Here is a 25,271-nt window from a genome sequence, read left to right as displayed (position 1 = left end):
AGCGCCTCCTGCGGGAACCGGCCCTCCTCGTCCACCGCAGCCGCGAACGGAGCGATCTTCGCCTCCGCCAGCGCACGCACCGTCTCCCGGAGCATGTCGTGCTCTTCCGACGGACGATACAGATCGAAGTCCTTGGCCATGGTCTGGGGCTCCCCTAGCAACGCTTGTGGCAATGATGGCACTGAGTACCCTCAGCAAAACACACTCAGTGCCACGATGCTAGTGGCTAAGGTGCCGACATGACGGACGGCGAGCTCCAGGTGGAGGAGATCGAGGAGACCGGCTTCGGCTGGGCGGAGTGTGTCGCGCGGTGTGTCGGGGGAGTGGTCCGTCCCGGTGACCGCTTCGACGGCGACCGCCTCACCGTGGAACGCCTGGACCGCCCCCTCCGCAGGGCCCTGCCCTTCATCGACCCGCCCCACGCGGTCCGGGTCCGCTTCACGGGCCCCGGAGTGCCGGACCTGCGCCCCCGGCTGACCGTCAGCACCGCCGGCCCGCGCCGCTACGGCTACATCGGCCCGCCCGAACTCCGCCGCGCGGTGCCCCCGGACAGCCCCGGCGGCACCCCCATCCGCACCGCGGCCGACTTCGCCGCCTGGGCCGCCGCCCAGTCCCGTACCGACCTGGCCGCCCCCTTCACCTACGTCATCGACCCCACCTCCACTCTCCGCCTCGCCCCCCGCCCCACCGAACACGTCGCCTGCGCCGCCCGCGGCCCGGTTCTCTCCGCCGGGGAGATCACCTGGACCCACGAGCCCGACGGCTCCTGGTCCGCCACCGAGGTGACCAACCTCTCCACGGGCTACGCCCCGGACCCCTCGTCCTGGCCGTCGGTCGCGGCGGCCCTGGAGACGGCGGGCCTCTCCCACCCGGGCGGGTTCACCTTCGCCTTCGTGTTCCGGCGGTGCCCGGAGGCGGGATGCGCGCAGCTCAATGTCGTACGGGAAGGCGTGTACGAGTGCGCGGTGTGTGGGGCCGGGCTGCCGGAGGAGTGGAACGCGGCGGGGGAGTGAAGGTCGCGGCGCCATCGCGCCGCGCGTGGCCGAGAGGGCGGTCTTGACGGCCCTGTGCGTGGCACCGGGACGGAATGGGCGTAGCCCGCGCGGGCGGCGGCCGGGGCGAACCGGCTGCCGACCGCGCGGGCGAGAGGGTGACGGCGAGGCGGGGGCCGGCCCCCGGTTCCGGTGCCCCTACGGCCTCGGGCGGGTCGCCACCACCACCGCCCCCGCAAGGAGCACCACGTTCTTCACCACGAACTCGCCGATCAGCGTCAGGAGCAGCGGGTTTCCGTGCTCGAAGGCCGCGTGCGGGGTGAGGAGGAGGACGGAGAAGGTGCCCAGGAGGTGGGCGGCGAGGAGGGGGAGCAGGGCCCATGGGGCGCGGGCGGTGAGGAGCCAGAGGCCCAGGGCGATCTCGGCCCAGCCGAGGGCCGGGACGAACCAGGTGCCGGTGTCGAAGGGGATCACGTCGACGACGAGCTCGGCGGCCGGGCTGAGGCCGGCCACCTTCAGGACGCCGAACCAGACGAAGACGACGCCGAGACCCACCCGCAGCAGCACGAAGCCGTAGCCGTGCAGGCGCGGGGCGAGGCGGGAGAAGAGCCCGGGGAGCCCGGGCAGGGACGGGGCGGCGGGGGAGGACGTCGTACGCGTCGGCGTTCTGAGCTGCGAGGAAACGGACATGCGCGGCCACTCCAAACGGATCGGTCGGGATCGGCGAGGTCTTGCCGGACGGAAGGCGCACACGAAGGTGCACGCGAGGTGCACGGACGGTGCGAGGTGCGGTCACCGGTCCGGCGGCCGGCGGCCCGCGGCGTCCGCCCGAGGGACGGGCGACCGGGGGTGGCCGGGATGACCGGGCGGACCCGAGTCCTCGGGTCGGCGGTGCGCGTGCGAGGTGCGAGGTGCGAGGTGCAGGGTGCGGGCCCCGCGGTGCCAGGTCGTCGGGGCCCCGCCCGCTGAGCGGGCGACGGGGTGGGCCACGGGCGGCCTGCGCGTCGGGCGGCGGGCAACCGGACCGGCCCCCCGAGGACGTGCCGCCGCCCCGGGGAACCGGGAACCGGGAACCGGGGACCGGACCCGGGACCCGGGTGCCGTCATGATGCGGCACGGCGTACCCCGGGTCGCCGTTCCGACGGTCCGGCGGAGGACCGGCGGCGCCGACGTCGTCACCTCACGCTAGGGCCTGTCCGGCGCCCGCGCCCCCGCCCATCGCTTCCTTGCATGCCTCCGATGGAAGAAGCCGATAGGTCGTTGCCTCACGCGATCAATTCTCGCCAGCCTGAGGGCAGTTCGAGCTTCTGTCCGACTGCGGTCCCACCGATCCGCGATCGGAACCATCCGCTTCCGCTCCCGCACCACACGCGAAGGAAAAAACACGGATGTCTCAGCGACCCGTCTCCACCGGAACCTCCACCGGACCCTCCACCCCCGCGCCCCTCACCCGGCGCCGGGTGCTCACCGCCTCCGCCGCCGCGGCCGGCGCCTTCGCGCTCGCCACCTCCGCCGGCGGCACCGCCTGGGCCGCCGCCCCGACGACGCGGTTCGAGGCGGAGACCCGCACCGGCCGCCGGGCGCCCGGCGCGGTCGCCGAGCCCACCGTCGTGGTGCGCTGGAACCAGGCCACCATGGACGCGATCCTCGGCCGCTACCAGGCCACCGGCAACCGCTTCGGCCCCGCGACCGTCAACGCCCGCACGCTCGCCATCGTCCACAACTGCATCTACGACGCCTGGGCCTGCTACGACGCCGTCGCCTCGGGCACCCGCTTCGGCGGCGCCCTGCGCCGCCCCCGCTCCGAGCGCACCCTCGACAACAAGAACGAGGCCATCAGCTACGCCGCCCACCTCGCCCTCCTGGAGTTCTTCCCGGAGTACAAGGTCGCCATCGACTCGATGCTGACCAGCCTCGGCTACGACCCCGAGCTCACCGCCCCGCGCCGCCACAGCCCCGCCTGGACAGGCCTCCGCACCGCCCGGGCCGTGCTCGACTACCGCCACGGCGACGGCGCCAACCAGCTCGGCACTCCGCCGTACGCGGACACCACCGGCTACCAGCCGAAGAACCCGCCGCAGATCGCCGGCGCCTACGACCCCTCGATCGTCGTCGCGCCCGAGCACTGGGCCCCGCTCATCGTCGGCGGCAAGCTGCAGAAGTACCTCACGCCGCAGTTCGCCGTGATGAAGCCGTTCGCCCTCACCAGCCCCGACCAGTTCACGGTCGCCGCGCCGCCCGCGTACCCCTCCGTCCGCATGACCGCCGCGATCGAGGAAGTCCTCGACATCAGCGCGCATCTGACGGACGAGCAGAAGTGCATCGCCGAGTTCTGGCTCAACGACGACGTCACCCCGCCCGGCGCCCAGCAGATGTGGGGCCGCTTCGTCTCCGCCCGTGACGGCCACGACGTCGACCAGGACGCCAAGCTGTTCTTCGGCCTCAACATGGCCGAGTGCGACGCCGCCATCGGCTCCTGGGCGGTCAAGCTCGACCATGACTTCGCCCGCCCCTCCACCCTGATCCCGTACGACCGGCGCGGCCGGCGGATCCAGGCCTGGGGCGGCCCCGGCCAGGGCACCGTCACCCTGGACGGCGTCGACTGGCAGGCGTACGTCGCGGTGCCGCCGTTCCCGGCCACCGTCTCCGGGCACAGCACCTTCTCCGGCGCCGCCGCCGAGTTCCTGCGCCGCTTCACCGGCACCGACTCCTTCGGCGACTCCTTCCGCTTCAAGGCCGGCACCTCCACCGTCGAGCCCGGGCTCACCCCGCGCACCGACGTGGTCCTGACCTGGCCCACCTTCAGCGAGGCCGCCCGCCAGGCCGGCATCTCCCGCGTGTACGGCGGCATGCACTGGAGCTTCGACAACGAGCCCGGCATCGAGATGGGCCACCGGATCGGTGCGGTCGTGCACCGGCAGGCCATGCACTACTTCAACGGCTGCTGAGGAGCGAGCACGTGAGCAACCAGACCCCGACCCAGAGCCAGGGGCAGAAGCCGAGCCCGGCCCCGGCCGCCCCGGCTGCCGCGCCTGCTGCGCCCGCCCCGGCCGCCCCGGCGAAGGGCGGCAGCGGCGCCCCGCCGTTCCCCGGCGCCAAGCCGGCCCTGCTCGGCACCCTCGCCACCGTCGTCTCGCTCGTCGTCCTCGTGGCGCTCGGCGAGGCCACCGGCCACCTCCTGATGATCGCCCCGCTCGCCGCCACCGCCATGATCATCTGCTCCACCCCCGCGCTGCCGCCCGCGCAGCCCCGCGGCGTGCTCCTCGGGCAGCTCGGCTCCGGCGCCCTCGGCCTCGCGGCCGTCGCGCTCCTCGGCCACTCCCTGTGGGTCGCCGCCGTCGCCGCCGGCCTCAGCGTCGGCCTGATGCTGCTGCTGCGCGCCGTGCACGCCCCGGCCGCCGCGACCGCCGTCCTCGCCGTGCTCCAGGACCCCCAGCCGGTCCGCTTCCTGCTCCTGCTCGGCATCGGCAGCGTGCTGCTCGTGCTCATCGGCCTGATCGCCTCCAAGGCCGGCGTGATCGCCAAGTACCCGACCTACTGGTGGTGAACCCGATGAACCGCGAGAGCCTCCTCGTCAGCACCGAACGCCTCCAGGAGCACCTGAAGGACCCCGCGGGACCCGCCGGTTCCGGCCTCGTCCTGGTCGAGATCACCGACGGCGGCAACGACGGCGGCGGCCGCCCCGGCCGCATCCCCGGCGCCGTCCGCCTCGACTGGACCGGCGACCTCCAGGACCCGGTACGGCGCGACCTCATCGGCCCGGAGGCCTTCGCGGCCCTCCTCGGCCGGCACGGCATCTCCGCCGACGACACCGTCGTCTTCTACAGCGGCAACAACAACTGGTGGGCCGCCGCGGGCTATTGGCAGTTCCGCCTGTACGGGCACCGGGAACTGCGCATCCTCGACGGCGGGCGCGCCCGCTGGGAGGCGACCGGCGGCGCCCTCACCACCGAGGCCCCGGTCCGCGCCGCGACCGACTACCCCGTGCCGGGCGCCGCCGACGACACGATCCGCGCCCGCCGCGAGGACATGCTCGACCACATCGGCCGGCGGACGCTGCTCGACGTGCGCTCCCTGGAGGAGTACCTCGGGCACAGCAACACCCCGCCCGGCGTGCCCGAGGACGTCGGCGTGCGCTGCGGCCACGCCCTGTCCGCCGAGCACATCCCCTGGCAGACCGCCATCCACGCGGACGGCACCTTCCGCGACGACGCGGAACTGCGGGCGGCCTACGGCGGCCTGGACGCCGGCGTCCCGACCGTCCTCTACTGCCGGGTCGGCTGGCGCTCCGCGCACAGCTGGTTCGTGCTGCACGAGCTGCTCGGCATGACCGACGTACGCAACTACGACGGCGCGTGGCGGGAGTTCGGCTCCCTCATCGGCGCGCCGATCGTCAAGGGCCCGCAGCAGTGGGGCCCCGACCCGATCCCGTCCGTCGTCCCCCAGCGAGTCGCCGCCGATACGGAGGTCACCACCCGTGCCTGACGTCACGATCTACCACGATGTGCTGCGCAACGGCTTCGAGCAGACCGGACTGCCCTGGGTGCCGTGGACCGAACCCGGCCGCGAGGGCGTGGAGTTCGTGGTCCTGTGGGGCCCCGGCGACGCCGGCGAGGAGGACTCCGCCTCGCTGCTGCTCCGCTTCCCGCCCGGCGCGCACGGCGACTTCCACGAGCACCTGGGGCACGAGCTGATGCTGGTGCTCGACGGCACGCTCGACCACAGCGACGGGCGCCGCTTCCACCGCGGCGACCTCGTCATCGAGGAGCCGGGCACCCGCCACCAGATGTCCAGCGCCACCGGCTGCACGGTCCTCGCGGTCCGCGCCCGCCCGGCATCCCCGCGCACGCCCCGCGCGGGCGAGATCACCACCGGCGTCGGCGCCGGCGCCGGCGCCTAGGCCGTGACGTCCGGGTCAGGCCGGGCCGGGGAACGGCTCCCCCACCCCGGCCGCAGGGCGGAGGGGGCGGTCGGCGACCGACGACAACGCGGCAGACGTGCGTGCTGGGCGTCGTGACCCCGGCAAGCCCCGGACGTCACGGCCCGACCCTCCGGCGGCGCGGACCGGTCCCCGTCCGGTCCGCGTCCGGTCCCTCGGCGGGCAGGGCCTGTCCGCCGGATCATGGCCGGGGCCCGCGACTCCCCCGGAGCTTCGCCCGGGAGGTACCCCCAGGCCACGTTGCCGAAAGCCCCAACGGCTCCGCTGTCGAGGGGTACGCCCCCTGGCGTCGCCGGTGGTACCCCCACCCAGGCGAAGCTCCGGGGGAGCCGCGGCCTGCCCGACCCTGATCCGCCGGACAGGCCCTACGCCCCCACCGCCCGTGAGGGCGGCGGCCCCTCCCGGCACGTCCGCCCGTCCGCCTGTCCGCACGTCGCCGTACGGGCCTCCCCGTGGCCCGAACGCAGCACCCGTAACCCGTAACGCAGCACCCGCACACACCGGCGCGCCGCACCCCCGTAGCGGCCGCCGGCACCCGCCACCGGCCCCGCCTGCCGGTGACCACGGCACCCGGAGCCTGCCCGGCGGATCACGGCCGGGTCCGCGAAGCCCGGCACGGCACTCCCCCTGGGCCCCGCGGGCCCGGGTGGGGCCACCGGCGATGCCAGGGGGCGTACCTCCGTACCGCTCCCCCTCGGCCCTGGCGGGCCGGGGGAGAACCCGTGCGCCGGACGCCGTGGCCTTGTCGGGCCGGCCTGATCTGCCGGACAGGCCCTGGCGGGGCCCGCGACGCCCCCGCCGCCGTACGGCCGCGTCCGGGCACGCCCGCACGCCTCCTTCCGCATCCGCACTGTCACTGGAGAGACGCCATGCAAAGTCCGCACAGCCCCGAGCCGTCCCGCCGGGTGCTCCTCACCACCGGGTCCTCGGACGCGCACACCTGGAATCTGGTGCACCTGCAGCTGTTCCTGGAGGAGCACGGGCACTCGGTGCTCAACCTCGGACCGTGCGTGCCCGAGCGGCTGCTCGTCGACACCGCACGGATGACCAGCCCCGATCTCGTCGTCGTCTCCTCGGTGAACGGACACGGGCACCAGGACGGCCTGCGCGCCGCCCGGGCGCTGCGGGACGACGAGGACACCCGGGGGATCCCGATGGTGATCGGCGGTCTCCTCGGGATCTCGCCGCAGGGCGCCGAGGAGCGCACCGCCGAGCTGCTCGCGGCGGGTTACGACGCGGTGTACCCGGACGGCACGGCGCCCACCGCGCTGCTCGCCAGGCTCGGCCGGCTCGGCGAGCGCGGCGAGCGCGGCGGGCGCGGTGAGCCGAGAGGCGCGTGTACCGGGCGGGCCGCGGCGTGACGACTCCCGACCGGTCCCCGCAGCACCCGCATCCGCCCTCACACCCGCAGCACACCCTGTCCGCCGGTGACCTGGGCGCCTTCGTCCAGGAGGCCGCCGCGGCCGGCGAGCTCGTCGTCCAGCCCCGTATGGGCATGGTCTCCCCGGAGGAGATGGCCGCCGGCGTCGCCGCCGTCGCCGCGCTCCCCGAGCGGACCGTCGCCACCCTCACCATCGACAGCTACACCCGGGTCGGCGACCACGCCGCCGCCACCGCCGCCCTGCGCACCGGGCGGCCCCTGAACGGCTTCCCGATCGTCAGCCACGGCCCCAGGACCGCCGCCAGGACCGCCGCGGCCGCCGGCCGCCGCACCCCGGTGCAGGTCCGGCACGGCTCCGCCGACCCGATGGCCATCTTCCGCACCATGGCCTCCGCCGGGCTCTCCGCCAGCGAGGGCGGCCCCGTCTCGTACTGCCTGCCCTACGGCCGCACCCCGCTCGCCCGGTCCGTCGCCGCCTGGCGCGACTCCGTGCAGTTCCTCGCCGAGGAGAGCCGCGCCCACGGCCGGCGTGCGCACCTGGAGTCCTTCGGCGGCTGTCTGCTCGGCCAGCTGTGCCCGCCGTCGATGCTGGTCGCCGTGTCCGTCCTGGAGTGTCTGTTCTTCGCGCAGAACGGCGCCACCAGCGTGTCCCTGTCGTACGCGCAGCAGACCCACCCCGTGCAGGACGCCGGGGCGCTCGCCGCGCTGCGGCAGCTCGCCGACGAGCTGCTCCCGGCCGCCGTGGACCGGCACATCGTCCTCTACACGTACATGGGCGTCTATCCGCGCACCGTGCCCGGCGCGAGGCTGCTGCTGCGCCGCAGCGCCGAACTCGCCGTGCTCGGCGGGGCGCAGCGGCTCATCGTGAAGACCGAGACGGAGGCGCACCGCATCCCGACGGTCGCGGAGAACCTGACGGCCCTGTCCGTGGCCGCCGACGCGGCCCGCACGGCCCGGCGGCGGGCCGCTCGCGGAGCGGGGCAGGCCGTCGGGGGCGACGCCGAGGAGATCCTGGCCGAGGCGCGCGCCCTGGTCGGCGCGGTCCTCGCGCTCTCCGACGACCTGGGCGTCGCCCTGCTCAAGGCCTTCGACCGGGGGCTGCTCGACGTGCCGTTCTGCCTGCACCCGGACAACCGCGGCGAGGCCCGTTCGGCCGTCGCCCCGGACGGGCGGCTCCAGTGGACCGATCTGGGGGCGCTGCCGCTGCTCACCACCAGCCGGAGGACCACCCCGATGACCTCGCGTCAGCTCGCCGGCATGCTCGGCCGGGTCGCCCGGGAGCACGACCTGACCGCGGAGACCACGCCGCCGCCGGAGCCCGCCCCGCTCGACACCCCGCGCTGCCTCGCCGATCCGGCCGCGGACCCGCTGCGGATCGCCTTCGTCGGCATGGGCCCGCGCGGGCTCTCCGTCCTGGAGCGGCTCGCGGCCCGCTGCGCGGAGCGGCCGCCCGCGCGCCGTATCGAGGTGTTCGCGATCGATCCGTACGAGGCGGGGGCCGGGCGGATCTGGCGTACGGACCAGTCGCCGTGGTTCCTGATGAACACCCCGGCGCAGGAGATCACCATGTTCTCCGGCCCGGCGGACGAGGGCCCGCACCGGGCGGGCGCCGGTCCCTCGCTCGGCGAGTGGTGGGCGGAGCACGACCCGGCGCGCGCGGAGCCGCAGGGCTACGCGCCGCGCGCGGTCTACGGGCGCTATCTGCGCTATGTGATGCGGCGGATCGAGGAGACCCTGCCGCCCTGTCTCACCGTGCACCAGGTGCCGGCGCGGGTGATCTGCGCGGACCGGGGCCGGCCGGCGGATCCCGGGCAGACGGGGCAGACGGGGCAGACGGGGCAGCCGGGGCAGCCGGGACAGCCGGGACAGCCGGGCGGGCCGTACCGGCTGCGGCTCGACCGCGGCGACGTGCTCACCGTCGACCGGCTGCTGCTCGCCACCGGACACCCGGTCAACGAGCCCGACCGGCAGCAGCGCGAGTGGCGCCGGTTCGCCCGCGACAACGGAACCCCGGCCCGTCCGCTGCGGTACGTGGCGGGCGGCTCGGCCACCGAGATGCCGCTGGCCGACATCCCGGCGGGCGCGAGCGTCGGCGTCATCGGCATGGGGCTCACCTTCTACGACGTCCTGGCCGAGCTGACCCTCGGGCGCGGCGGCGCGTTCACCGACGGCGGCGACGGGCTGCTCTATCTGCCCAGCGGCAAGGAGCCGCGGATCCTCCCCGGGTCGCGCGCCGGAGTGCCGCTGCTCACCCGGGGCGTCAACCAGAAGGCGCCGGAACACCGTTACCGGCCGCTGCTGTTCACGCCCGCGCGGATGGCGCGCCTCCGTGCCGAGCACGCACCGCTGGACTTCGAGCGGCTCGTGCAGCCCTGGCTGCTCGCCGAGGTCAACCTGGTGCTGCTCGCCACCCGCATCCGGCAGGTCCACGGGCCCGACGCGGCAAGGGAGTTCACCGAGCGAGCTGAAGACGCCCTGGCCATGGTCCCGGACCAGGACGTGCTCCAGGGGCTCGCCGCCGGCTACCGGATCGACCCGCGGCCGCTGACCGGACTCGGCGCGCTGGCCCGGCCGTTCCACGGCCGCCGGTTCGGCTCGCCCGCGGAGTTCCACAAGGTGCTCACCGAGTGGCTGCGCGCCGACCTGGGCGACGCCCGGCTCGGCAACGCGGACGGGCCGATGAAGGCGGCGGCGGACGTGCTCCGCGACGTCCGGCAGACCATCCGGGACCTGGTCGACTTCGGCGGCCTGACCCCGGCCTCGCACGCCTGGTTCCTCGCCGAGTTCGGCCCCGTGGCGTCCATGGTGTCGACCGGGCCGCCGCCGCTGCGCTCCGAGCAGTTCCTCGCGCTGCTCGCCGCCGGGGTGCTCGAACCGGTGGGCCCGGGCGTGCGGTTCGGCACGGATCCGGTGAGCGGCCGGTTCACGGTGGAGTCGACGCAGGTCGAGAACTCCTGGTCGGCGCTGGACGTCCTCGTCGACGCGCGCCTTCCCACCACCGACATCACCACCGACAGCGATCCGCTGATCCGCGGGCTGCTCGCGGACGGCCTGGTGCGGCCCTTCGTGAACGCCGCCGAAACCGGCGACGGCACCGGGGAGTTCAGGACCGGTGGGGTGGACTGCACCGCCACGCCGTTCCACCCGGTCGGCGCGGACGGTGCCACGGACCCGGCGATCCACGTCCTCGGCATCCCCAGCGAGCACACCCGCTGGTTCACCCAGGTCGGCAGCGGCCGGCCGGGCCGCTGGGGCTCCTTCACGCGCGACGCGGACGACATCGCGGGAGCGCTGGTGGGGGCGGCCGGATGACCGCGCCCGACGCCCGGCGGCAGCCGCCCGCCCGCGCGGAGTTCCGCAGGACCGCCGCGCACGAGGAGTACCGGGCGGCCCGGGACCTGCTGCTGCGGCTGCGCGGCGACCGGGAGGCGGCCTCGGCCGCGTTCCGGTGGCCGCGGGCCCGGCACTTCAACTGGGCCCTGGAGTGGTTCGACGTGGTCGCCGAGGGCAACCGGCGCACCGCCCTGGAGATCCTGGGCACGCCGGGCCCGGACGGCACGGTGCCGGTCGTCGACCGGGTCACCTTCGCCGAACTGTCCGCGCGCTCCGACGAGTTGGCGGTGGCGCTCGCGGAGGCGGGGGTGGCCCGCGGCGACCGGGTGCTCGTCCTGCTCGGCACCCGGGCGGAGCTGTGGGAGACCCTGCTCGGCTGCATCAAGCTGGGCGCGGTCGTCGTGCCCGGCTACCAGGACCTCACCCGCGACGAGGCCGCCGACCGGATCGGCCGCGGCGGCATCCGGCACCTCGTGTGCGCGCCCGAACTCGTCCATATGCTGGGCGAGTCGGAGGTGCCGGCCGTGCCGGGGGTGCGGATGGCGCCCGGAGCCGGGGGAGTGCCGGGCTGGATCCCGTACCCCGACACGCGGGACACCGGCCGGCGCCGGGCCTTCGTGCCGACGGGACCGACGGCGGCCGGCGACCCGTCCTTCTGCTACTTCACCTCGGGCACCACCTCGCTGCCGAAGCTCGTCGAGCACTCCCACGCGGGGTACGCGGTCGGGCACCTGTCCAGCCTGTACTGGAGCGGCCTGCGGCCCGGCGACCGGCACCTCAACCTGTCGGCGCCGGGCTGGGCCAAGCACTCCTGGTCCAGCTTCTTCGTGCCGTGGACGGCGGGCGCCACGGTGGTGGCCCCGCCCGACGGCGGGCTGCCGGCCGAGCTCCTTCCCGGGGTGCTCGCCGCCCAGCGGATCAGCAGCCTGTGCGCACCGCCGAGCGCGTGGCGGGCGATGCTGCCGTACGTGACCGGGGGCCGGGGCGCGCCCCGGCTGCGGGAGGCGACGGCGGCGGGCGAGCCGCTGACCGCCGAGGTCACCGACCGCATCGAGGCGGCGTGGGGCGTCCGGGTCCGCGACGGTTACGGCCAGACGGAGGCGACGGCCCTGATCGGCCGCGCCCCCGACGGTCCGGCGCCGCTGGCCCCGCTCGGCCACCCGCTGCCCGGGTACCGGATCGTGCTGCGCGACCCGGAGACCGGGCTGCTCGGCGAATCCGGGGAGGTGTGCGTGGATCTGACGGAGCGTCCGCCGGGTCTGATGCGCGGATACGTCGACCTGCCCGCCCGGCCGGAGCGCACGGCGGAGGCGTTCGCGGACGGTCTCTACCGGACGGGGGACCGGGGCGAGCGGCTCGCCGACGGCTCGATCCGGCTGCTCGGCCGGAGCGACGAGGTCTTCAAGTCGCACGGCCACCGGGTCTCCCCGATGGAGATCGAGGCGGTCCTGCGCACCCACCCCTCGGTCGCCGACGCGGCCGTGATCCCGGGCCCCGACGCCCTCGGCGGCCTCGCTCCGTACGCCGTGGTGGAACCCCGGGGCGTCGTCGAACCCGACGTCCTGCGCAGCGAGTTGCTGTCGCTGGCCCGCCGCCGGCTCGCCCCGGTCTTCGTCCCGAGGTCCGTCACCCTGATCGGCGCCCTGCCCCGTACCCGCTCGGGCAAGCTCCGCCGTACGGCACTGCGCCCGGAGGGACTGGACTGAGGGTCCGGTCCGAGGGATCGGTCCGAGGTACGGCGACGCCCGGGGCGCCCTCGTGAGGGGGGGCGCCCCGGGCGTTCCTGCGAGGGGCCGTGGTGCAGTGGGGAACTCAGCCGACCTCGGACGCCACCGGCTCCCGGTCCGCCGTCCGCAGCAGCACCGTCGCCACCGCGCGGGCGCGGAGCGCCGCCTCGGTCGTGCCCTCGCGGAGGGCCGTGACGATGGCGCCGTCGCCGAGGAGGGCGAGCTGGCGGGCGAGGGTCTCGTGGTCGTGGTAGCCGCCGTCCGTGAGGAGGGCGTCGAGGCGGGCGATGACCTTCTCCTTGTGCTCGGCGGCCACATGGTGGGCCGGGCTCTCGGGGTCGGCGGCCTCGACCATCGTGTTGATGAAGGCGCAGCCGCGGAAGTCGGCCGCGGCGAAGCGTTCCGCCAGTCCGTCGAAGAGGGCGAGCGGCAGTTCCTCCGGGTCGCGGTCGCTCGCCTCGATCCGGCCCTCCAGCCAGGCCCGCCACATGCCGTCGCGGCGCCGCAGCACCTCGACGACCACGTCGTCCTTGCTGGGGAAGTGCCGGTAGAAGGAGGCGCGGCCCACACCGGACTCGGACAGGATCCGCTCGATGCCGACGGCCCGGATGCCCTCTTCGTAGAAAAGACGCTCCGCGGCACTGAGGAGTCGTTCTTTCGCGTTCGTGGCCATACCAAACGGTACCACTCGGTTCCGAAGCCGGGAACGGAGTGCCTGCCTCCCGTTGCGCCAGACGGAACCGATCGGTACCGTCATGATGGTACCGATCGGTTCCGTGTTGAGTTCCGTGTTCAGTTCCGTGTTTGGTTCGGCTCAAGGAGAGTTCCATGTCCCGCCTGCCCCAGCTGACCGTCGAGTCCGCGAACGAGGAGCAGCGCGAGCTGCTCGAGAGCACCCTCAAGCAGCTCGGCAAGCTGCCCAACCTCTACGCCGCCCTCGCCAACGGCCCGGCCGCGCTGCGCGGTTACCTCGCCATGCGTGACGCCCTGGTCGGCGGCAGCTTCGGCGCCAGGCAGCGCGAGCAGCTCGCGCTCTACATCGCCCAGCGCAACGACTGCACCTACTGCGTCTCCGCGCACACCCTGCGCGGCGGCAAGGTCGGCATGAGCGAGCAGGAGCTGCTCGCCACCCGCCACGGCCAGGACGCCGGCGACCCGCACATGGACCAGGTCCTCCGGATCACCGGCGCCATCATGGAGAGCGGCGGCCGTGTCTCCGACGCCGCCCTCGCCGACGCCCGTGCCGCCGGCGTCACCGACGCCGAACTGGCCGAGATCGTCGGCCATGTCGCGCTCAACGTGCTGTCCAACTTCTTCAATCACGTTGCGCAGCCGGAACTGGACTTTCCGTTGGTTCCGGCGCAGCTCGCCGAGTAGAGTCCTCCGCGGCCGACAGGGGTGCCGGGTGCGAAGGAGCGTCCGGCACCCCTGTGGTGTGAACAGACAGTTCTGGGGCGATCGTTCGGGCGGCGCGACCAGCCGCCCCCAGTGCCAGACGCCGCCGGGGGGCGGCAAGGGGGTTGAACACGTGGACATCGACGCAAGAACCCTGAGAACCTTCCGTGAGGTGACCCTGACCGGGTCCTTCACCCAGGCGGCCCGCCGCCTCGGGTACTCGCAGTCCAGCGTCACCGCGCAGATGCGCGCCCTGGAACGGCAGGTGGGCGAGCCCGTCTTCGAGCGGCTGCCCAGTGGCGTACGGCTCACCCGCACCGGGACGGTGCTCTGCGACTACGCCCGCCAGATCCTCACGCTCGTCGGCGAGATGGAGGCCGCCCTGCGCCGTCCCGCCGTCAACCCGCCGCGGATGACCGTCGGCGTGGTGCCCACGCTCGCCTACGGACAGCAGCTCGCCCGCCTCACCCACATCGGCCGCCGCCTCCTCTCCGGGGTCCAGCTCGCCCTGCGGGTCATGGGCACCGGTGAGATCCACGACGCCTTCCGGGCCGGCACCATCGACGGCGCCCTCGTCCTCACCGTCGTCGACGCCGACGACCCCGCCGCCCTGCCCGGCGCGCTCGCCGACCCGCTGCGCACCGCCGACCGGCCCGACGACCTGACAGAAGTGCGGCTTCAGGAAGTCGAGTTCGTGCCCGTCACCGGAGCCGTCCGGATGCGCGGCGCGGCCGCCGCCGGCCGCCAGGTCGTCATCGCCGACCCCGACTGCCCCTCGCAGCGCTGGCTGCCCGAATTCCTCCGGCTCCGCTCCGACGGACCGCCCGAGATCCATGAACTCGGCTCCATGGCCGGGGTCCGCGCCGCCGCCCAGTCCGGGCTCGGCTGCGCCATGCTCCCGATGGCCCTGGCCGCCTCCCCGCAGGAGGCCGGCGGACTGCGCCCGCTCCCGGGCGTGCCCCGGATGCGCTGGAACGCCTCCCTGGTCTCCGCGCGCGGTGACGACCGCCCCGCGCTCGACTGGGAGAACCTCGCCGAGACCCTCCGCCAGGCCACCGCGCTCGCCTGCGCGGTCCCGGTCAGCGACCCCGAGGGCGCCGGCCCCGTACCCGGTCCTGTGCCCGGTCCTGTGCCCGTGCTCGGCCCCAACCCGGGCCTGGCCAACTGACGTTCGGCTCGCTCCCCATGGCGCGGACCGGTCCCCGCGACGGGCCGCGCCCCCCAGAACCGGTGCCACGGCACACCCGTCCCTCCCCGGACCCACACCCCCGACCGGGCTCCAGAGGACGCGGGTGGGCCGTGGCACCACCAGGTACGCGGGCCCCAGGGGGTGTCTCGGCGTCAGTGGCGCACCACGCCCGTGCTCTCGCCGCGCAGCACCGCCTCCCCGTGCTGGTTGGTGATCTCCACCGTCAGCTCCACCCCGGTACCGGCCCGGACCTCGCTCAGCGCCCGTACGGTCACCTCGGCGCTGATCGTGTCCCCGGACCACACCGGGCGCAGGAACTCCCAGCTCATCCGCCGCGCGATGTAGTCGATCCGCCCGCCGACCTCGGTCGCGAGCGAGGCGGTGAAGAGCCCGTGTGCCATCGCCTGGCGCCCCTCCTCCGGCAGATGGTGCCGGCCGCGGTCCCCGGCCAGCTCGGCGAAGGCCGCGATCGCGGCGTCGGTGACGACGCGCTCCGCCCGCAGCACCTGCCCCACCTTCAGATCCGGCTTCGGATCCAGCGCACGGTTCTCTGACACTCTGCTCCTCCAGGTGGGCCTCGGGCACAAGATCGCCAGTCTGCCAGCCCCCGTCAGTACGATGGCGGGGACACGGACACGGACACGGACACAGACACGGACGCGGATGCGCGTACGGGTAGAGGCGCGGGCACGGAAGGGTGCGGGTGTGACGGACAGCGGCGGCGGCAGCGGCGCGGCGGCCGGGGCGGAACGGTCCGCCCCGCGCAGGCGCGGCCAGGGCGAGCTGGAGGCCCAGGTGCTCACCGTGCTCCGGGACGCCCCCGCCCCCGTACCCGTGGCCTGGGTGCAGCAGCGGCTCGGCGGCGGCCTCGCCTACACCACCGTCATCACCATCCTCACGCGCCTGTACGCCAAGGGCGCCGTCGCCCGCGAACGCGGCGGCCGCTCCTTCCTCTGGACCGCCGTCGCGGACGAGGCTGGGCTCGCCGCGCTGCGGATGCGCAAGGTCCTCGACGCCGAGGCCGACCGCAAGGCCGTCCTCGCCTCCTTCGTCACCGCGCTCTCGCCGAACGACGAGCGACTCCTGCGTGAACTCCTCACCGAGGAGGGCGAAGACAGACCGGACGGCGCGACGGAGGGCGGAGACTAGCGGACATGGGAGTCTTCGTCTTCCTTCCGCTGCTGCTCCCGCTCAGCGCCTGGCCCGTCGCCCGGCTCGCCGCGCACCGCCTGCACCCGCGCGCCGCGACCCGGCTGCTCACCGTGTTCGCCGTGGTCCTCGCCGTGTGCAGCACCCTCTGCCTGGCCCTGCTGATGGTCGTCGGCACCGCCCAGCTGCCCGGCAACCCGTTGCCGGACGGCTGGTCCGACCCCGAGGTGCGGGCGGCCCTGCCGTACGACGAGATCGCCGGGCGCGCCGCCATCCCCGCGCTCGGCGCCGTGGTCGTGGCCTGTCTGCACGCACCGGTCCGGCAGCTGCGGGTGCGCCGGCGGGCCGAGCGGGCCCTCGCCGCGCTGCCGGGCGGGCGGCCCGTCGCGGTGCTGCCGGACCCCGTCCCGTACGCCTACGCGCTGCCCGGCCGGAGGCGCGACCGGGTCGTGGTCAGTTCCGGCATGCTGGCGTCGCTCGGTCCGGCCGAGCGGCGGGCTCTCTTCGCCCATGAGCGCGCCCATCTGGCGGCAGGTCACCACCGCCATCTGCTCGCGGTGCAGCTCGCCGCGCGGGCCAATCCGTTCCTGCGCCCGCTGCGTACCGCCGTCACGTACACCGCCGAGCGGTGGGCCGACGAGGAGGCGGCGGCCGCGGTCGGCAGCCGCCGCACGGTCGCCCGGGCGGTCGCCCGCGCGGCCCTCATCGCCGTGCCCGCGCCCCGTACCACCGGAGCGCTCGCGCAGGTCTCGGGCGGGGGAGCGGGCCCGGTGCCGCGCCGGGTCGCCGCCCTGCTCGGCCCCGCGCCCGCCAGACCGGCCTGGCCGCCGCTGTGCACGGCGGTCGGGATGGCCGTGTGGTCCGCCGCGGTCGGCGCGACCCTGTCGGCGCTCTCCTCGGCCAACTCGGCGGTCACACTGTTCCTGGTGCTGCGGGCGGCGACCCCCGTCTAGGGCCTGTCCGGTGTGACGGCCCGACGTCCCGCTACAGGTCGAACTCGTGCGGCGGCAGGTCGAGCGCGTAGCACGCCTCGCGCACCACGGCCTGCTCGGTCTTGTCGAAGTCGCCGTCGGCGCCGCCGATGACGATGCCGATCTGGATCACCGCGCGGGCCTCGGCGGGCTTCTTCCTCGCCTTGGCGACCTCCTGGAGCACGCTCACCTTGCCGAAGTCGAAGTCGGCGGTGAGGCGTTCGAGGCTGGCGTCGAAGCGGCGCTGCAGATCCGTCGCGTCGAAGTTCCGCAGCACCTCGTTGGTGGCGATGAGCTGGGCCACCCGGCGGCGCTCGGCCGGGTCGACGGTGCCGTCGGCGGCGGCGACGAGCGCGCACATCGCCATGCTCGCGTCGCGGAAGGCGCCGCTCTTCAGGTCGTTCTTCTTGGCGAGCAGCTGGGCGGGAAGACACGAAACGCCGAACGGCGGTGGGGCGACTGCCCCACCGCCGTTCGGCGTCGTGCGTGTGCTGCTGGTGTCCGGAACCTCGGCGGATCAGGCCGCCGGGGCCGGGTAGGTCGGGTACTCGACGCCCGAGACGTGCTGGACGACCCGGATGACCTGGCAGGAGTAGCCGAACTCGTTGTCGTACCACAGGTACAGGATCGCGTTGTCGCCGTCGACCTTGGTCGCGCCGGCGTCGACGATCGAGGAGTGGCGCGAGCCGACGAAGTCCATGGAGACCGCGTCGGGAGCCGTGGTGAAGTCGATCTGGCGCTTCAGCGGCGAGTGCAGCGAGACGTCGCGCAGGTAGTCGAGGACCTCCTCGCGCGTGGTCTCGCGGCCGAGCCGCAGGCTCAGGATCGCGATCGAGACGTCCGGGACGGGGACGCGGATCGAGCTGCCGGTGATCGGGGCCTTGAGGTCCGGCAGCGCCTTCGCGACGGCCGAGGCGGCACCGGTCTCGGTGATCACCATGTTGAGCGGCGCGGAGCGGCCGCGGCGGTCGGCCTTGTGGTAGTTGTCCAGCAGGTTCTGGTCGTTCGTGAACGAGTGGACGGTCTCCACGTGACCGCGCAGCACCCCGTACTCGTCGTCCATCGCCTTGAGCGGCGGGACGATGGCGTTGGTGGTGCAGGAGGCGCAGGACAGGATCTGCTCGTCCGGCTTGATCGTGTCGTGGTTGACGCCGTGCACGATGTTCGGGACGTCGCCCTTGCCGGGGGCGGTCAGGACGACCTTGTCGATGCCCGGACGCAGGTGCTTCGACAGGCCCTCGCGGTCGCGCCACTTGCCGGTGTTGTCGATCAGGATGGCGTTGTCGATGCCGTACGCCGTGTAGTCGACCTCGGAGGGGTCGTTGGCGTAGATCACCTTGATCGTGTTGCCGTTGGCGACGATCGTGCCGTTGGCCTCGTCGACCGTGATGGTGCCCTGGAACTGCCCGTGGATGGAGTCACGGCGCAGCAGCGAGGCGCGCTTGACGATGTCCTCGGCGGCCCGGTCGCCGCCGCCGCGCACGACGATGGCGCGCAGCCGCAGACCGTTGCCGGAGCCGGCCTTCTCGATGAGCAGGCGGGCGACGAGGCGGCCGATGCGGCCGAAGCCGTACAGGACGACGTCGCGGCCGGCGCCGCCCTCGATCTTCTCGGCGCCGATGGCACCGGCGACGGACTCGGCGGTGAAGTCGGCGACCGACAGACCCCGGTCGTCGGCCTTGTACGTCGCGGCCAGCATGCCGATGTCGATCTGGGACGGACCCAGGTCGAGCGTGGTGAGCGCCTGAAGGAACGGCAGGGTCTCGGTGACCGACAGCTCCTCGCCGTCGATCTGGCGGGCGAACCGGTGGGTCTTGAGAATGCTCACCACCGACTTGTTCACCAGGGAGCGGCTGTGAACGAGGACGGTGACGTCCTGCTCCCGGTGCAGCTTCCCGATGATCGGAATCATGGACTCCGCGATCTCCTCGCGGTTCTTCCAGTTTGTGAACGAGTCCTCGTTGACAGTCACAGAAAGCATCTCTCGATCGAGCTGGGCGGTGCTCATATGCTAACCCGCCCCTTCAGGTGTGCGGCAGGGGGGTCGGGTGTGGTGCCGGACACGGGGCGGGGCGTGGGCTGTTTCCACCGGTAACGCCTTCGACGCGCGCATCGCGGGACCCACGCGGCCGGTCGCCAGGGTCGCGCCGAGCAGCAGACCCGCGGCGATCGCGACCACCGTCGTGACCAGTTCGAGCAGGTCGCGGAAGCCCGCGATGACATGCCCGCCGGCCAGGGTCGTCAGGCTCGATGCCGGCCCCGCCGTGTCCGGATTCCGCAATCCCTTCGAAACCGCCCCGCCCGGCCTGGCAGGCTTGCGTCGTGACGTACGTCGTGAGCGTGGAAATCTGCATACCGGACGACGCCGCCGACCTCGACGCCCTGGGCAGGTTCGGGGCCGCCGTCCTGCTGGAGCGCGGCTTCGGCTCCGTGGCCGGTGCCGAGGGGCCGGACGGCGTGGAGGTCGACGTCCTCGACGTGACCGTGACCTCCCACACGAGGGGCGCCGAACTGACCGTGGCCACCCTCGCCCCCTCCCTGGAGACCGCCGAGGACGCCGTGGGAGCCGTGACCCAGGAGGTCCTCGACCGCGCCGAACCGCTCGCCGGCTGGCTCGTCGTCAGCAGCGAGGTCCGGCTGCACACCGACCGCGCCCGGGAGAGCCTCGCCGCCGCCGACGGGCCGGACGTCCCGCCCGCCGACCCGGCCGCCCGCCGGGCCCGGCACACGGCGCCGGGGCGCGGCCGGTCCGGCGAGGGCGGGGCCGGGGTCGGGGACGGCGACGACGAGGACGGCGTCTGGTCCGACGTCGTCGAGGACGCCCCCGACCCCGAGACCGAGATACGGGCCATGGCCGTCCGACTGCGCTCCTTCGAACCGGCCGTCTTCGGCACGAGCCCCGACACCGCCGAACTCGCCGCCGGCGCCCTGGTGCACGCCGCCGAGGTCTTCATCGACGAGCTGTACGACGACGTGCAGGCGCTCGCCGACGAGGACACCGACGTCGCCGGCTGCCAGGGCCACCTCTGGCACCTCGACCGGCTCCCGGCCCACCACGCGGCCCGCTACGACGAACCCTTCGCGCGCCGCTTCCTCGTCACCGCCATCGCCCTCACCACCCGTTTCACCGACGGCGGCTTCCGCCGGCTCGGCTGCCTCGCCGAGGAACTCGTCCTCGGCTTCCTCCTCGAACAGACCCGGGCCGCCCTGGAGCTGTACGGCCTCCTGGACGACGACGTGGCCGCCGCCCTGGAGCGCTTCCGCGCCCACCTCCACGAGGACGCGGAGGCGGACCCCCCACTGCTCGGCTTCGGCACCTGGTTCACCCCCTTCGGCGAGGACCGCTACGTCCACCCCTACGCCGCGGACACCTTCGGCGAGGAGGAGCCGGCCGAGCGGAGCGAGGGCGGCTAGAGCGGCGGGAATGCCGGGCGCGACCGGGCGCGGCGCTAGGCTCGGCCGCGCGAGGGAAGGCCCGGGAGAGAAAGACAGAGAGTAAGGAGACACCGTGTTCGTGAAGGTGTGCGGACTCGCCACGACGGCCGACATCGACGTGGCCGCCGACGCCGGGGCCGACGCGATCGGCCTGGTCGTCAGCGGGACCAGCGTCCGCGGGCTCACCCGGGACCGCGCCGCGGCGCTCGCCGCGCATGCCCGCGCCCACACGCCCGCCCAGGTGCTCTCCGTCCTCGTCGTCAACGACACGCCCGCCGCCGAGGCGGCCGCGCTCGCCCGTGAGATCGATGTCGACGCGCTCCAGCTGCACGGTCCGGCGTACGGAGAGAAGGAGTTCGCGGAGGCGGCCGCCGTCTTCCCGCGCCTGTGGCGCGCCACCTCGCTGAAGGAGCGGCCCGACACCCGTGTCGGCGCCTACGGCGAGGAGGTCCTGCTGCTCGACTCGCCGCGCGCCGGCTCCGGCTCCCGCTGGGACCTGTCGCTCCTGGACGCCGCCCGCCCCGAGGGCCCCTGGCTGCTCGCGGGCGGCCTCGGCCCCCACAACGTCGCCGAGGCCGTCGAACAAGCCCGCCCCTGGGGTGTGGACGTGTCCAGCGGCGTCGAGTCCGCGCCCGGTGTGAAGGACCACGGCCTGATCCGGGAGTTCGTCGCGGCCGCCAAGGCCGCGGGCGCCTGACGCACCGGGAGGCGCCGCACTGTCAGACCCTCTCGCTAGCGTGCGAGGCACGGCCAGTACCGCACTCGCCTCCGTGTTCGCCTCCGCACTCTCACCGGGAGAACCGCTCGTGGACATCCTGCTCATCGCCGGTCTGTGGCTCGACGGATCGGCCTGGGACGACGTCGTGCCCGAACTCACCGCGCTCGGGCACAGCCCCGTGCCGCTCACCCTGCCCGGCCAGGGCGACGGGGCCGCCTCCGCCACGCTCGACGACCAGGTCGCGGCCGTGGTCGCCGCGGTGGACGCGGCGCCCGGGAAGCCGTACGTGGTGGGGCACTCGGCCGCCACGAGCCTGGCCTGGCTGGCCGCCGACCGGCGGCCGGAGCGGATCGCGGGCGTCGCCCTGATCGGCGGCTTCCCCGCCCCCGACGGGCGTGCGTACGCGCCCTTCTTCCCGGTCGTCGACGGCGTCATGCCGTTCCCCGGCTGGGCGCCCTTCGAGGGCCCCGACGCCGCCGACCTGGACGGACCGACCCGTGAGCGCCTCGCCTCCGCCGCCCTGCCCGTACCCGGAGCGGTCGCCCAGGGCGTCGTACGGCTCACCGACGAGCGCCGCCACGAGGTGCCGGTCACGCTGGTCTGCCCCGAGTTCACCCCCGCGCAGGCGCGCGAGTGGCTCGCCGCGGGCGAGAGCCCGGAGCTCACCGCGGCCAGGCGTCTCTCGTACGTCGACCTCGACTCGGGCCACTGGCCGATGACCACCCGGCCCCGCGAACTCGCCCGGATCCTGGCGGAGGCGGCGGGGGCGGCGGAGGAGGACCGGGCCGCGTGCTGACGCCGCTCATCCGCTCGTAGCGGATGCCGAACTCCAGGGCCTCGCGTTGACTCGTCCAGGGCCCCGGAGTGCTCGGTGATCTGCACCGGGGCGTGCACGCCGGGGCGCGCCCCGAACCACAGCGTGAGGATGCAGGTCAATGCCCGTGCGGGGCTTCGGGGTTGGCGGCTCAGTGGATCGGGCGGTCCAGGCGCACCTTCACCAGCGTCGTCTCCACGCCGCTGTCGACCAGCCGGCCGTTCGCGTCGAAGGCGCCGGAGCCGTCGGTCATGCCGAAGTCGTTGTCGTTGAGCAGGACGAGCGTGCGCGAGCCCTCGACCGTCACGCCCTCGATCTTGCCGGGCACGCCCGCGACCTTGCCGAGGTCGACGACCAGGTGCTTGGCCGGCACCGGGACGCCCGCGGCGGCCGGGTCGGCCAGCTGCTCCAGGGACGGGCTGGTGGCGGTGGAGTCCCAGGCCGATCCCAGGATGTCCGAGCCCCGGCGCAGCCGGATCTCGTACAGGCGCGCGGCCTTGTCGGTGCGCTCCTCCACGAGCAGGCGGTCGCCGCCGAGCGCGACGAGCGCGGAGATCTTCAGCTCGGAGGTCTTGGTCTGGCCGGGCTCGATCTCGCCGACCGGGTCGAAGCGGTACGCGTACTCGCCGGTGACCTTGCCCTGGCGAGGCGAGAAGCGCAGCAGACGCGTGGTGCGGGACTCCTCGCCGCTCTTCTTGTCGGGGTTGAGCAGCGGGCTCTGCAGCGCCATCACCAGGTCGCCGTCGGGCAGCAGGGTGAGGCCCTCGAAGCCGCGGTTGGTCTTCCTGCCGAGGAAGACCGATGGCAGCGACTCGATCACCGGGTAGTCGGCACCGGTCAGGTTCAGGCCCCGGGGCACATGGCGGGCGAGCACCCGCCCCTTCGGCGAGACGTGCACGAGCGACGGGCCGTACTCGTCCACCAGCCAGAAGCCGCCGTCGCGGTCGCGCACCAGGCCCTCGGTGTCCAGACCGTTCGGGTCGTGCTCCAGCGGCGTCAGGGCGTCGTAGGTGTACGGCGCCTCGTCGCGGCCGGCCTGGTTCGGCAGGCCGGTCACCGGCTTGCCGGAAGCGGTGGTGAGCGGGATCGACCCGAGGACGTCGATACGGTCGCCGACGACGCGGATCTTCACGATGGCCGGGTCGAAGCCGGGCACCGGAAACGTGCGGCGCTTGTCCTTGCCCACGGAGATCTGGCCGTTGGGGCCGCGGTCGGTGACGGTCCAGTACTCGCCGGGCCGCTCGCCCGGGTAGAGGTCGCTGCCGATGCCGCCGAGGTCCACCCCGCGGTCGTCGGCGACGGTGCCGGGCAGCAGCCGGTTGCTGAACGCGGCCAGCGGGATGTCGGGCAGCGTCGCGCTCGCCACCACGCGGGCGGCCGGGGCCGTGTCGTGCGCGGGCCCGTGCGGGGCCGGCGCCCCCGAGGCCGGCCAGGCGACGGCGGTCAGGGCGAGCGCGGCGGACAGCGGCAGCGCGACGGCGACGGACGCGGCGCGGAGCGTGCGGGAGGCGTTGGTCATGGCCGGATCGTCATCGGCGCCGGTGAGCCCGGGGTGGCGGGCGGGGGATGGGCCGATGAACCGGCGGTGACTGAACGGGTGTTCACGTGTTCCCGTACATCCGAGAGGATGTACGGGAACACGTGACGGCCGTGGCTCAGTTCCGCTCGGGCAGGTCGCGCTCCGCCGGGCGGTCCGTCGCGCTCGGCGTCTCGCGCGTCAGCGAACGGGCCGAGGGCGAAGCACTCGAAGCGCCGGGCGCTGAGGGCTTCTTGACGGACCCGCAGAAGGCCGCCTCCAGCGTCCCGCCGAGTGCCGTGTTCGCGGCCCCGTGGTTGGACGTGTTCGCGAGCGCCGAGACGCTGCGCCGCCCGTCCTCGGTGGTGAAGGCGTACGTGTAGAAGCCCTGCACCGTGCCCGTGTGGCCGTACACGCGCGTGCCGCAGGACAGGTCGTAACGGCGCAACCCCAGCCCGTAGAAACGGGTGTTGGCGGTGTCCGTCGGCGTCACCGTGGTCATCGCGCCGAGCATGGCGGGGGAGAGCAGCCGGCCGCGCAGCAGCGCGCTCATGAACGTGTCGAGGTCGGCCGTCGTGGAGATGACCGCGCCCGCGGACTGCGCCCACGACACCGTCTGCTCCGTGGAGTCGACCAGCGGCGCGCCCGCCTCGTCCGGGTGCAGATAGCCGCGGACGGAGCGGCCGGCGATCCGGGTGTCCGGGTGCACGTACGAAGTCCCGCGCAGCTTCAGCGGCTTGAAGATGCGCCGTTCGTACGCGTCGGCCACCGGGCGGCCGGTCAGCTTCTCGATCAGCATGCCGACGACCACGAAGTTGGCGTTGGAGTACTTGTACGAGACGCCCGGCTCGGTGGTACGGGGCAGGGCCAGGGACAGGTCCACCAGCTCCTGGTAGGTGAACACCCGGTTCCGTACGGCCTCGAAGCCCGGCACGGTCTGGTTGAACATCGGGTCCGTGTAGTCCGCGAGACCGCTGCGGTGGGTGAGCAGATGCCGGACGGTGATGCGGTCGTCGGGCAGCAGGCCCGGCAGGTAGCGGTTGACCGGCGCGTCCAGTTCGAGCCGGCCCTCCTCGACCAGCTGGAGCAGCACCACGGCGGAGAAGGTCTTGCTGACGCTGCCGATCCGGAACCGGGAGCGGATGTCCATGGGCGCGCCCGTCGTACGGTCCTGCACACCGACGGTCCGGCTCCGTACCCCTTCCGGACCGCTGTACCGTGCCATCGCGCCCGGCGCGCCATTGGCCATGGCGGCGTTCAGGGCGGCGACGACCCCGTCCATGTCGGGGGCGGTGGCGTGAGCCTGGGCCCGGTTCGGTGCGGCGGGCGCCTGCGCGGCGGACGCCTGCGTGGCCGGGACGAGCGTCCCGGCGAGCGCGGCGATCAGCGCGGCGCCCGCGGCCAGACGACGGTGCGGCGAAAGGAGCACGGAATCCCTCGGCTTCTTGCTCGATGCGGTCGACCCGGACGTTCCGGACGACTCGCTCACCGATCATGAGTGGCGAGGAAGCGGAAGGGTTCCCGCCGGTCAGGGCGTGTTCCGGCCATCTCGGGGGCGGGAGGCCGGTTTGTGGTGGCCGCGGCCGGACTGGCGCGGCGCGGCGCGGCGCCGAGGCGACGGAGTGGGTGCAGGGCGGGCGGGTGCCGGACCGGCGCGGACGTGCGGGACGGCATGGCCGTCGCGGAGGCCCTGCGGGGCGTGGACGCGGTGT

At 74.2% G+C, this 25,271-nt stretch carries 23 protein-coding genes; 15 read left to right on the top strand and 8 right to left on the bottom strand.

Annotated features, from left to right (window positions below; translation table 11 throughout):
* Nucleotides 1-140 (bottom strand): acyl-CoA dehydrogenase family protein (locus AB0C73_RS12440; protein ID WP_362528066.1); only part of this gene is annotated, 140 nt, incomplete at its 3' end.
* A 99-nt stretch (nucleotides 141-239) separates the two neighbouring features.
* Here AB0C73_RS12440 and AB0C73_RS12435 point away from each other — a divergent pair.
* Nucleotides 240-1,013 carry a hypothetical protein gene (locus tag AB0C73_RS12435; RefSeq protein ID WP_362527998.1) on the top strand — a complete coding sequence of 258 codons (774 nt, stop codon included), beginning with the start codon at nucleotides 240-242 and terminating at the stop codon, nucleotides 1,011-1,013.
* A gap of 177 nt (nucleotides 1,014-1,190) precedes the next feature.
* Here the strand turns inward: AB0C73_RS12435 and AB0C73_RS12430 are convergent, their stop codons facing one another.
* Nucleotides 1,191-1,682, bottom strand: a complete 492-nt coding sequence (locus AB0C73_RS12430) for a DUF417 family protein (RefSeq protein ID WP_362527996.1) — start codon at nucleotides 1,680-1,682, stop codon at nucleotides 1,191-1,193.
* Nucleotides 1,683-2,380: 698 nt separating this feature from the next.
* On the opposite strand from AB0C73_RS12430, the gene AB0C73_RS12425 reads away from it, so the two are divergent.
* The 7 genes from AB0C73_RS12425 (at nucleotide 2,381) to AB0C73_RS12395 (ending at nucleotide 12,351) form a co-directional block, all read left to right on the top strand.
* A complete protein-coding gene (locus AB0C73_RS12425) occupies nucleotides 2,381-3,940 on the top strand; it encodes a vanadium-dependent haloperoxidase (RefSeq protein WP_362527993.1) in 1,560 nt (519 codons plus the stop codon).
* A gap of 11 nt (nucleotides 3,941-3,951) precedes the next feature.
* Nucleotides 3,952-4,539 (top strand): HPP family protein, encoded by a 588-nt coding sequence (locus tag AB0C73_RS12420; RefSeq protein ID WP_362527990.1) that lies wholly within the window; start codon nucleotides 3,952-3,954, stop codon nucleotides 4,537-4,539.
* A gap of 5 nt (nucleotides 4,540-4,544) precedes the next feature.
* Entirely contained in the window at nucleotides 4,545-5,477 is a 933-nt protein-coding gene (locus AB0C73_RS12415; RefSeq protein WP_362527988.1) for a sulfurtransferase, read from the top strand.
* Nucleotides 5,470-5,892, top strand: a complete 423-nt coding sequence (locus AB0C73_RS12410; RefSeq protein WP_362527985.1) for a cupin domain-containing protein — start codon at nucleotides 5,470-5,472, stop codon at nucleotides 5,890-5,892. Before AB0C73_RS12415 ends, AB0C73_RS12410 begins: the two co-directional genes overlap by 8 nt.
* Nucleotides 5,893-6,800: 908 nt before the next feature.
* Nucleotides 6,801-7,292, top strand: a complete 492-nt coding sequence (locus AB0C73_RS12405; protein WP_362527982.1) for a cobalamin-dependent protein — start codon at nucleotides 6,801-6,803, stop codon at nucleotides 7,290-7,292.
* Nucleotides 7,289-10,624: an FAD/NAD(P)-binding protein gene (locus AB0C73_RS12400; protein WP_362527980.1), complete on the top strand. Its 3,336-nt coding sequence runs from the start codon at nucleotides 7,289-7,291 to the stop codon at nucleotides 10,622-10,624. The genes AB0C73_RS12405 and AB0C73_RS12400 overlap by 4 nt, the downstream gene beginning before the upstream one ends.
* On the top strand, nucleotides 10,621-12,351 hold the full coding sequence (locus AB0C73_RS12395) for an AMP-binding protein (protein WP_362527978.1): 1,731 nt from the start codon (nucleotides 10,621-10,623) through the stop codon (nucleotides 12,349-12,351). Before AB0C73_RS12400 ends, AB0C73_RS12395 begins: the two co-directional genes overlap by 4 nt.
* 106 nt (nucleotides 12,352-12,457) lie before the next feature.
* Here AB0C73_RS12395 and AB0C73_RS12390 read toward each other — a convergent pair whose 3' ends face one another.
* A complete protein-coding gene (locus tag AB0C73_RS12390; protein WP_362527976.1) occupies nucleotides 12,458-13,045 on the bottom strand; it encodes a TetR/AcrR family transcriptional regulator in 588 nt (195 codons plus the stop codon).
* 155 nt (nucleotides 13,046-13,200) lie between these two features.
* Here AB0C73_RS12390 and AB0C73_RS12385 point away from each other — a divergent pair, with 155 nt between their 5' ends.
* Together AB0C73_RS12385 and AB0C73_RS12380 are read left to right on the top strand one after the other, a co-directional pair.
* Nucleotides 13,201-13,749 (top strand): carboxymuconolactone decarboxylase family protein, encoded by a 549-nt coding sequence (locus AB0C73_RS12385; protein WP_362527975.1) that lies wholly within the window; start codon nucleotides 13,201-13,203, stop codon nucleotides 13,747-13,749.
* Nucleotides 13,658-14,935, top strand: coding sequence for a LysR family transcriptional regulator (locus AB0C73_RS12380; protein ID WP_362527972.1), 1,278 nt, complete (start codon nucleotides 13,658-13,660; stop codon nucleotides 14,933-14,935). The genes AB0C73_RS12385 and AB0C73_RS12380 overlap by 92 nt, the downstream gene beginning before the upstream one ends.
* Before the next feature lie 173 nt (nucleotides 14,936-15,108).
* On the opposite strand, the gene AB0C73_RS12375 is transcribed toward AB0C73_RS12380, so the two are convergent.
* Entirely contained in the window at nucleotides 15,109-15,513 is a 405-nt protein-coding gene (locus AB0C73_RS12375) for a hypothetical protein (RefSeq protein WP_362527970.1), read from the bottom strand.
* 148 nt (nucleotides 15,514-15,661) lie between these two features.
* On the opposite strand from AB0C73_RS12375, the gene AB0C73_RS12370 reads away from it, so the two are divergent.
* Together AB0C73_RS12370 and AB0C73_RS12365 are read left to right on the top strand one after the other, a co-directional pair.
* A complete protein-coding gene (locus AB0C73_RS12370; protein ID WP_362527967.1) occupies nucleotides 15,662-16,105 on the top strand; it encodes a BlaI/MecI/CopY family transcriptional regulator in 444 nt (147 codons plus the stop codon).
* 5 nt (nucleotides 16,106-16,110) lie between these two features.
* A complete protein-coding gene (locus tag AB0C73_RS12365) occupies nucleotides 16,111-17,058 on the top strand; it encodes a M56 family metallopeptidase (RefSeq protein ID WP_362527964.1) in 948 nt (315 codons plus the stop codon).
* A gap of 31 nt (nucleotides 17,059-17,089) precedes the next feature.
* Here the strand turns inward: AB0C73_RS12365 and AB0C73_RS12360 are convergent, their stop codons facing one another.
* Together AB0C73_RS12360 and AB0C73_RS12355 are read right to left on the bottom strand one after the other, a co-directional pair.
* Nucleotides 17,090-17,494, bottom strand: coding sequence for a TerB family tellurite resistance protein (locus AB0C73_RS12360; protein WP_362528064.1), 405 nt, complete (start codon nucleotides 17,492-17,494; stop codon nucleotides 17,090-17,092).
* Nucleotides 17,495-17,593: 99 nt separating this feature from the next.
* On the bottom strand, nucleotides 17,594-19,048 hold the full coding sequence (locus AB0C73_RS12355) for a glyceraldehyde-3-phosphate dehydrogenase (RefSeq protein WP_362528062.1): 1,455 nt from the start codon (nucleotides 19,046-19,048) through the stop codon (nucleotides 17,594-17,596).
* Nucleotides 19,049-19,398: 350 nt separating this feature from the next.
* On the opposite strand from AB0C73_RS12355, the gene AB0C73_RS12350 reads away from it, so the two are divergent.
* The 3 genes from AB0C73_RS12350 (at nucleotide 19,399) to AB0C73_RS12340 (ending at nucleotide 22,025) form a co-directional block, all read left to right on the top strand.
* Complete coding sequence (locus AB0C73_RS12350) at nucleotides 19,399-20,490, top strand: hypothetical protein (RefSeq protein WP_362527963.1); 1,092 nt, start codon at nucleotides 19,399-19,401, stop codon at nucleotides 20,488-20,490.
* Between the two features lie 94 nt (nucleotides 20,491-20,584).
* Nucleotides 20,585-21,208 carry a phosphoribosylanthranilate isomerase gene (locus tag AB0C73_RS12345; RefSeq protein ID WP_362527960.1) on the top strand — a complete coding sequence of 208 codons (624 nt, stop codon included), beginning with the start codon at nucleotides 20,585-20,587 and terminating at the stop codon, nucleotides 21,206-21,208.
* 109 nt (nucleotides 21,209-21,317) lie between these two features.
* Nucleotides 21,318-22,025, top strand: a complete 708-nt coding sequence (locus AB0C73_RS12340) for an alpha/beta hydrolase (protein ID WP_362527957.1) — start codon at nucleotides 21,318-21,320, stop codon at nucleotides 22,023-22,025.
* 169 nt (nucleotides 22,026-22,194) lie between these two features.
* Here AB0C73_RS12340 and AB0C73_RS12335 read toward each other — a convergent pair whose 3' ends face one another.
* Nucleotides 22,195-23,562, bottom strand: a complete 1,368-nt coding sequence (locus tag AB0C73_RS12335) for an esterase-like activity of phytase family protein (RefSeq protein WP_362527956.1) — start codon at nucleotides 23,560-23,562, stop codon at nucleotides 22,195-22,197.
* Nucleotides 23,563-23,698: 136 nt separating this feature from the next.
* On the bottom strand, nucleotides 23,699-24,988 hold the full coding sequence (locus AB0C73_RS12330) for a serine hydrolase domain-containing protein (RefSeq protein WP_362527953.1): 1,290 nt from the start codon (nucleotides 24,986-24,988) through the stop codon (nucleotides 23,699-23,701).
* Nucleotides 24,989-25,271 lie beyond the last annotated feature (283 nt).

This window comes from Streptomyces sp. NPDC048623 (assembly GCF_040650755.1).
Taxonomy (GTDB): Bacteria; Actinomycetota; Actinomycetes; order Streptomycetales; family Streptomycetaceae; genus Streptomyces.
Note: the sequence above shows the minus strand (reverse complement) of the source record. Positions and strands in the feature narration are given on the sequence as shown.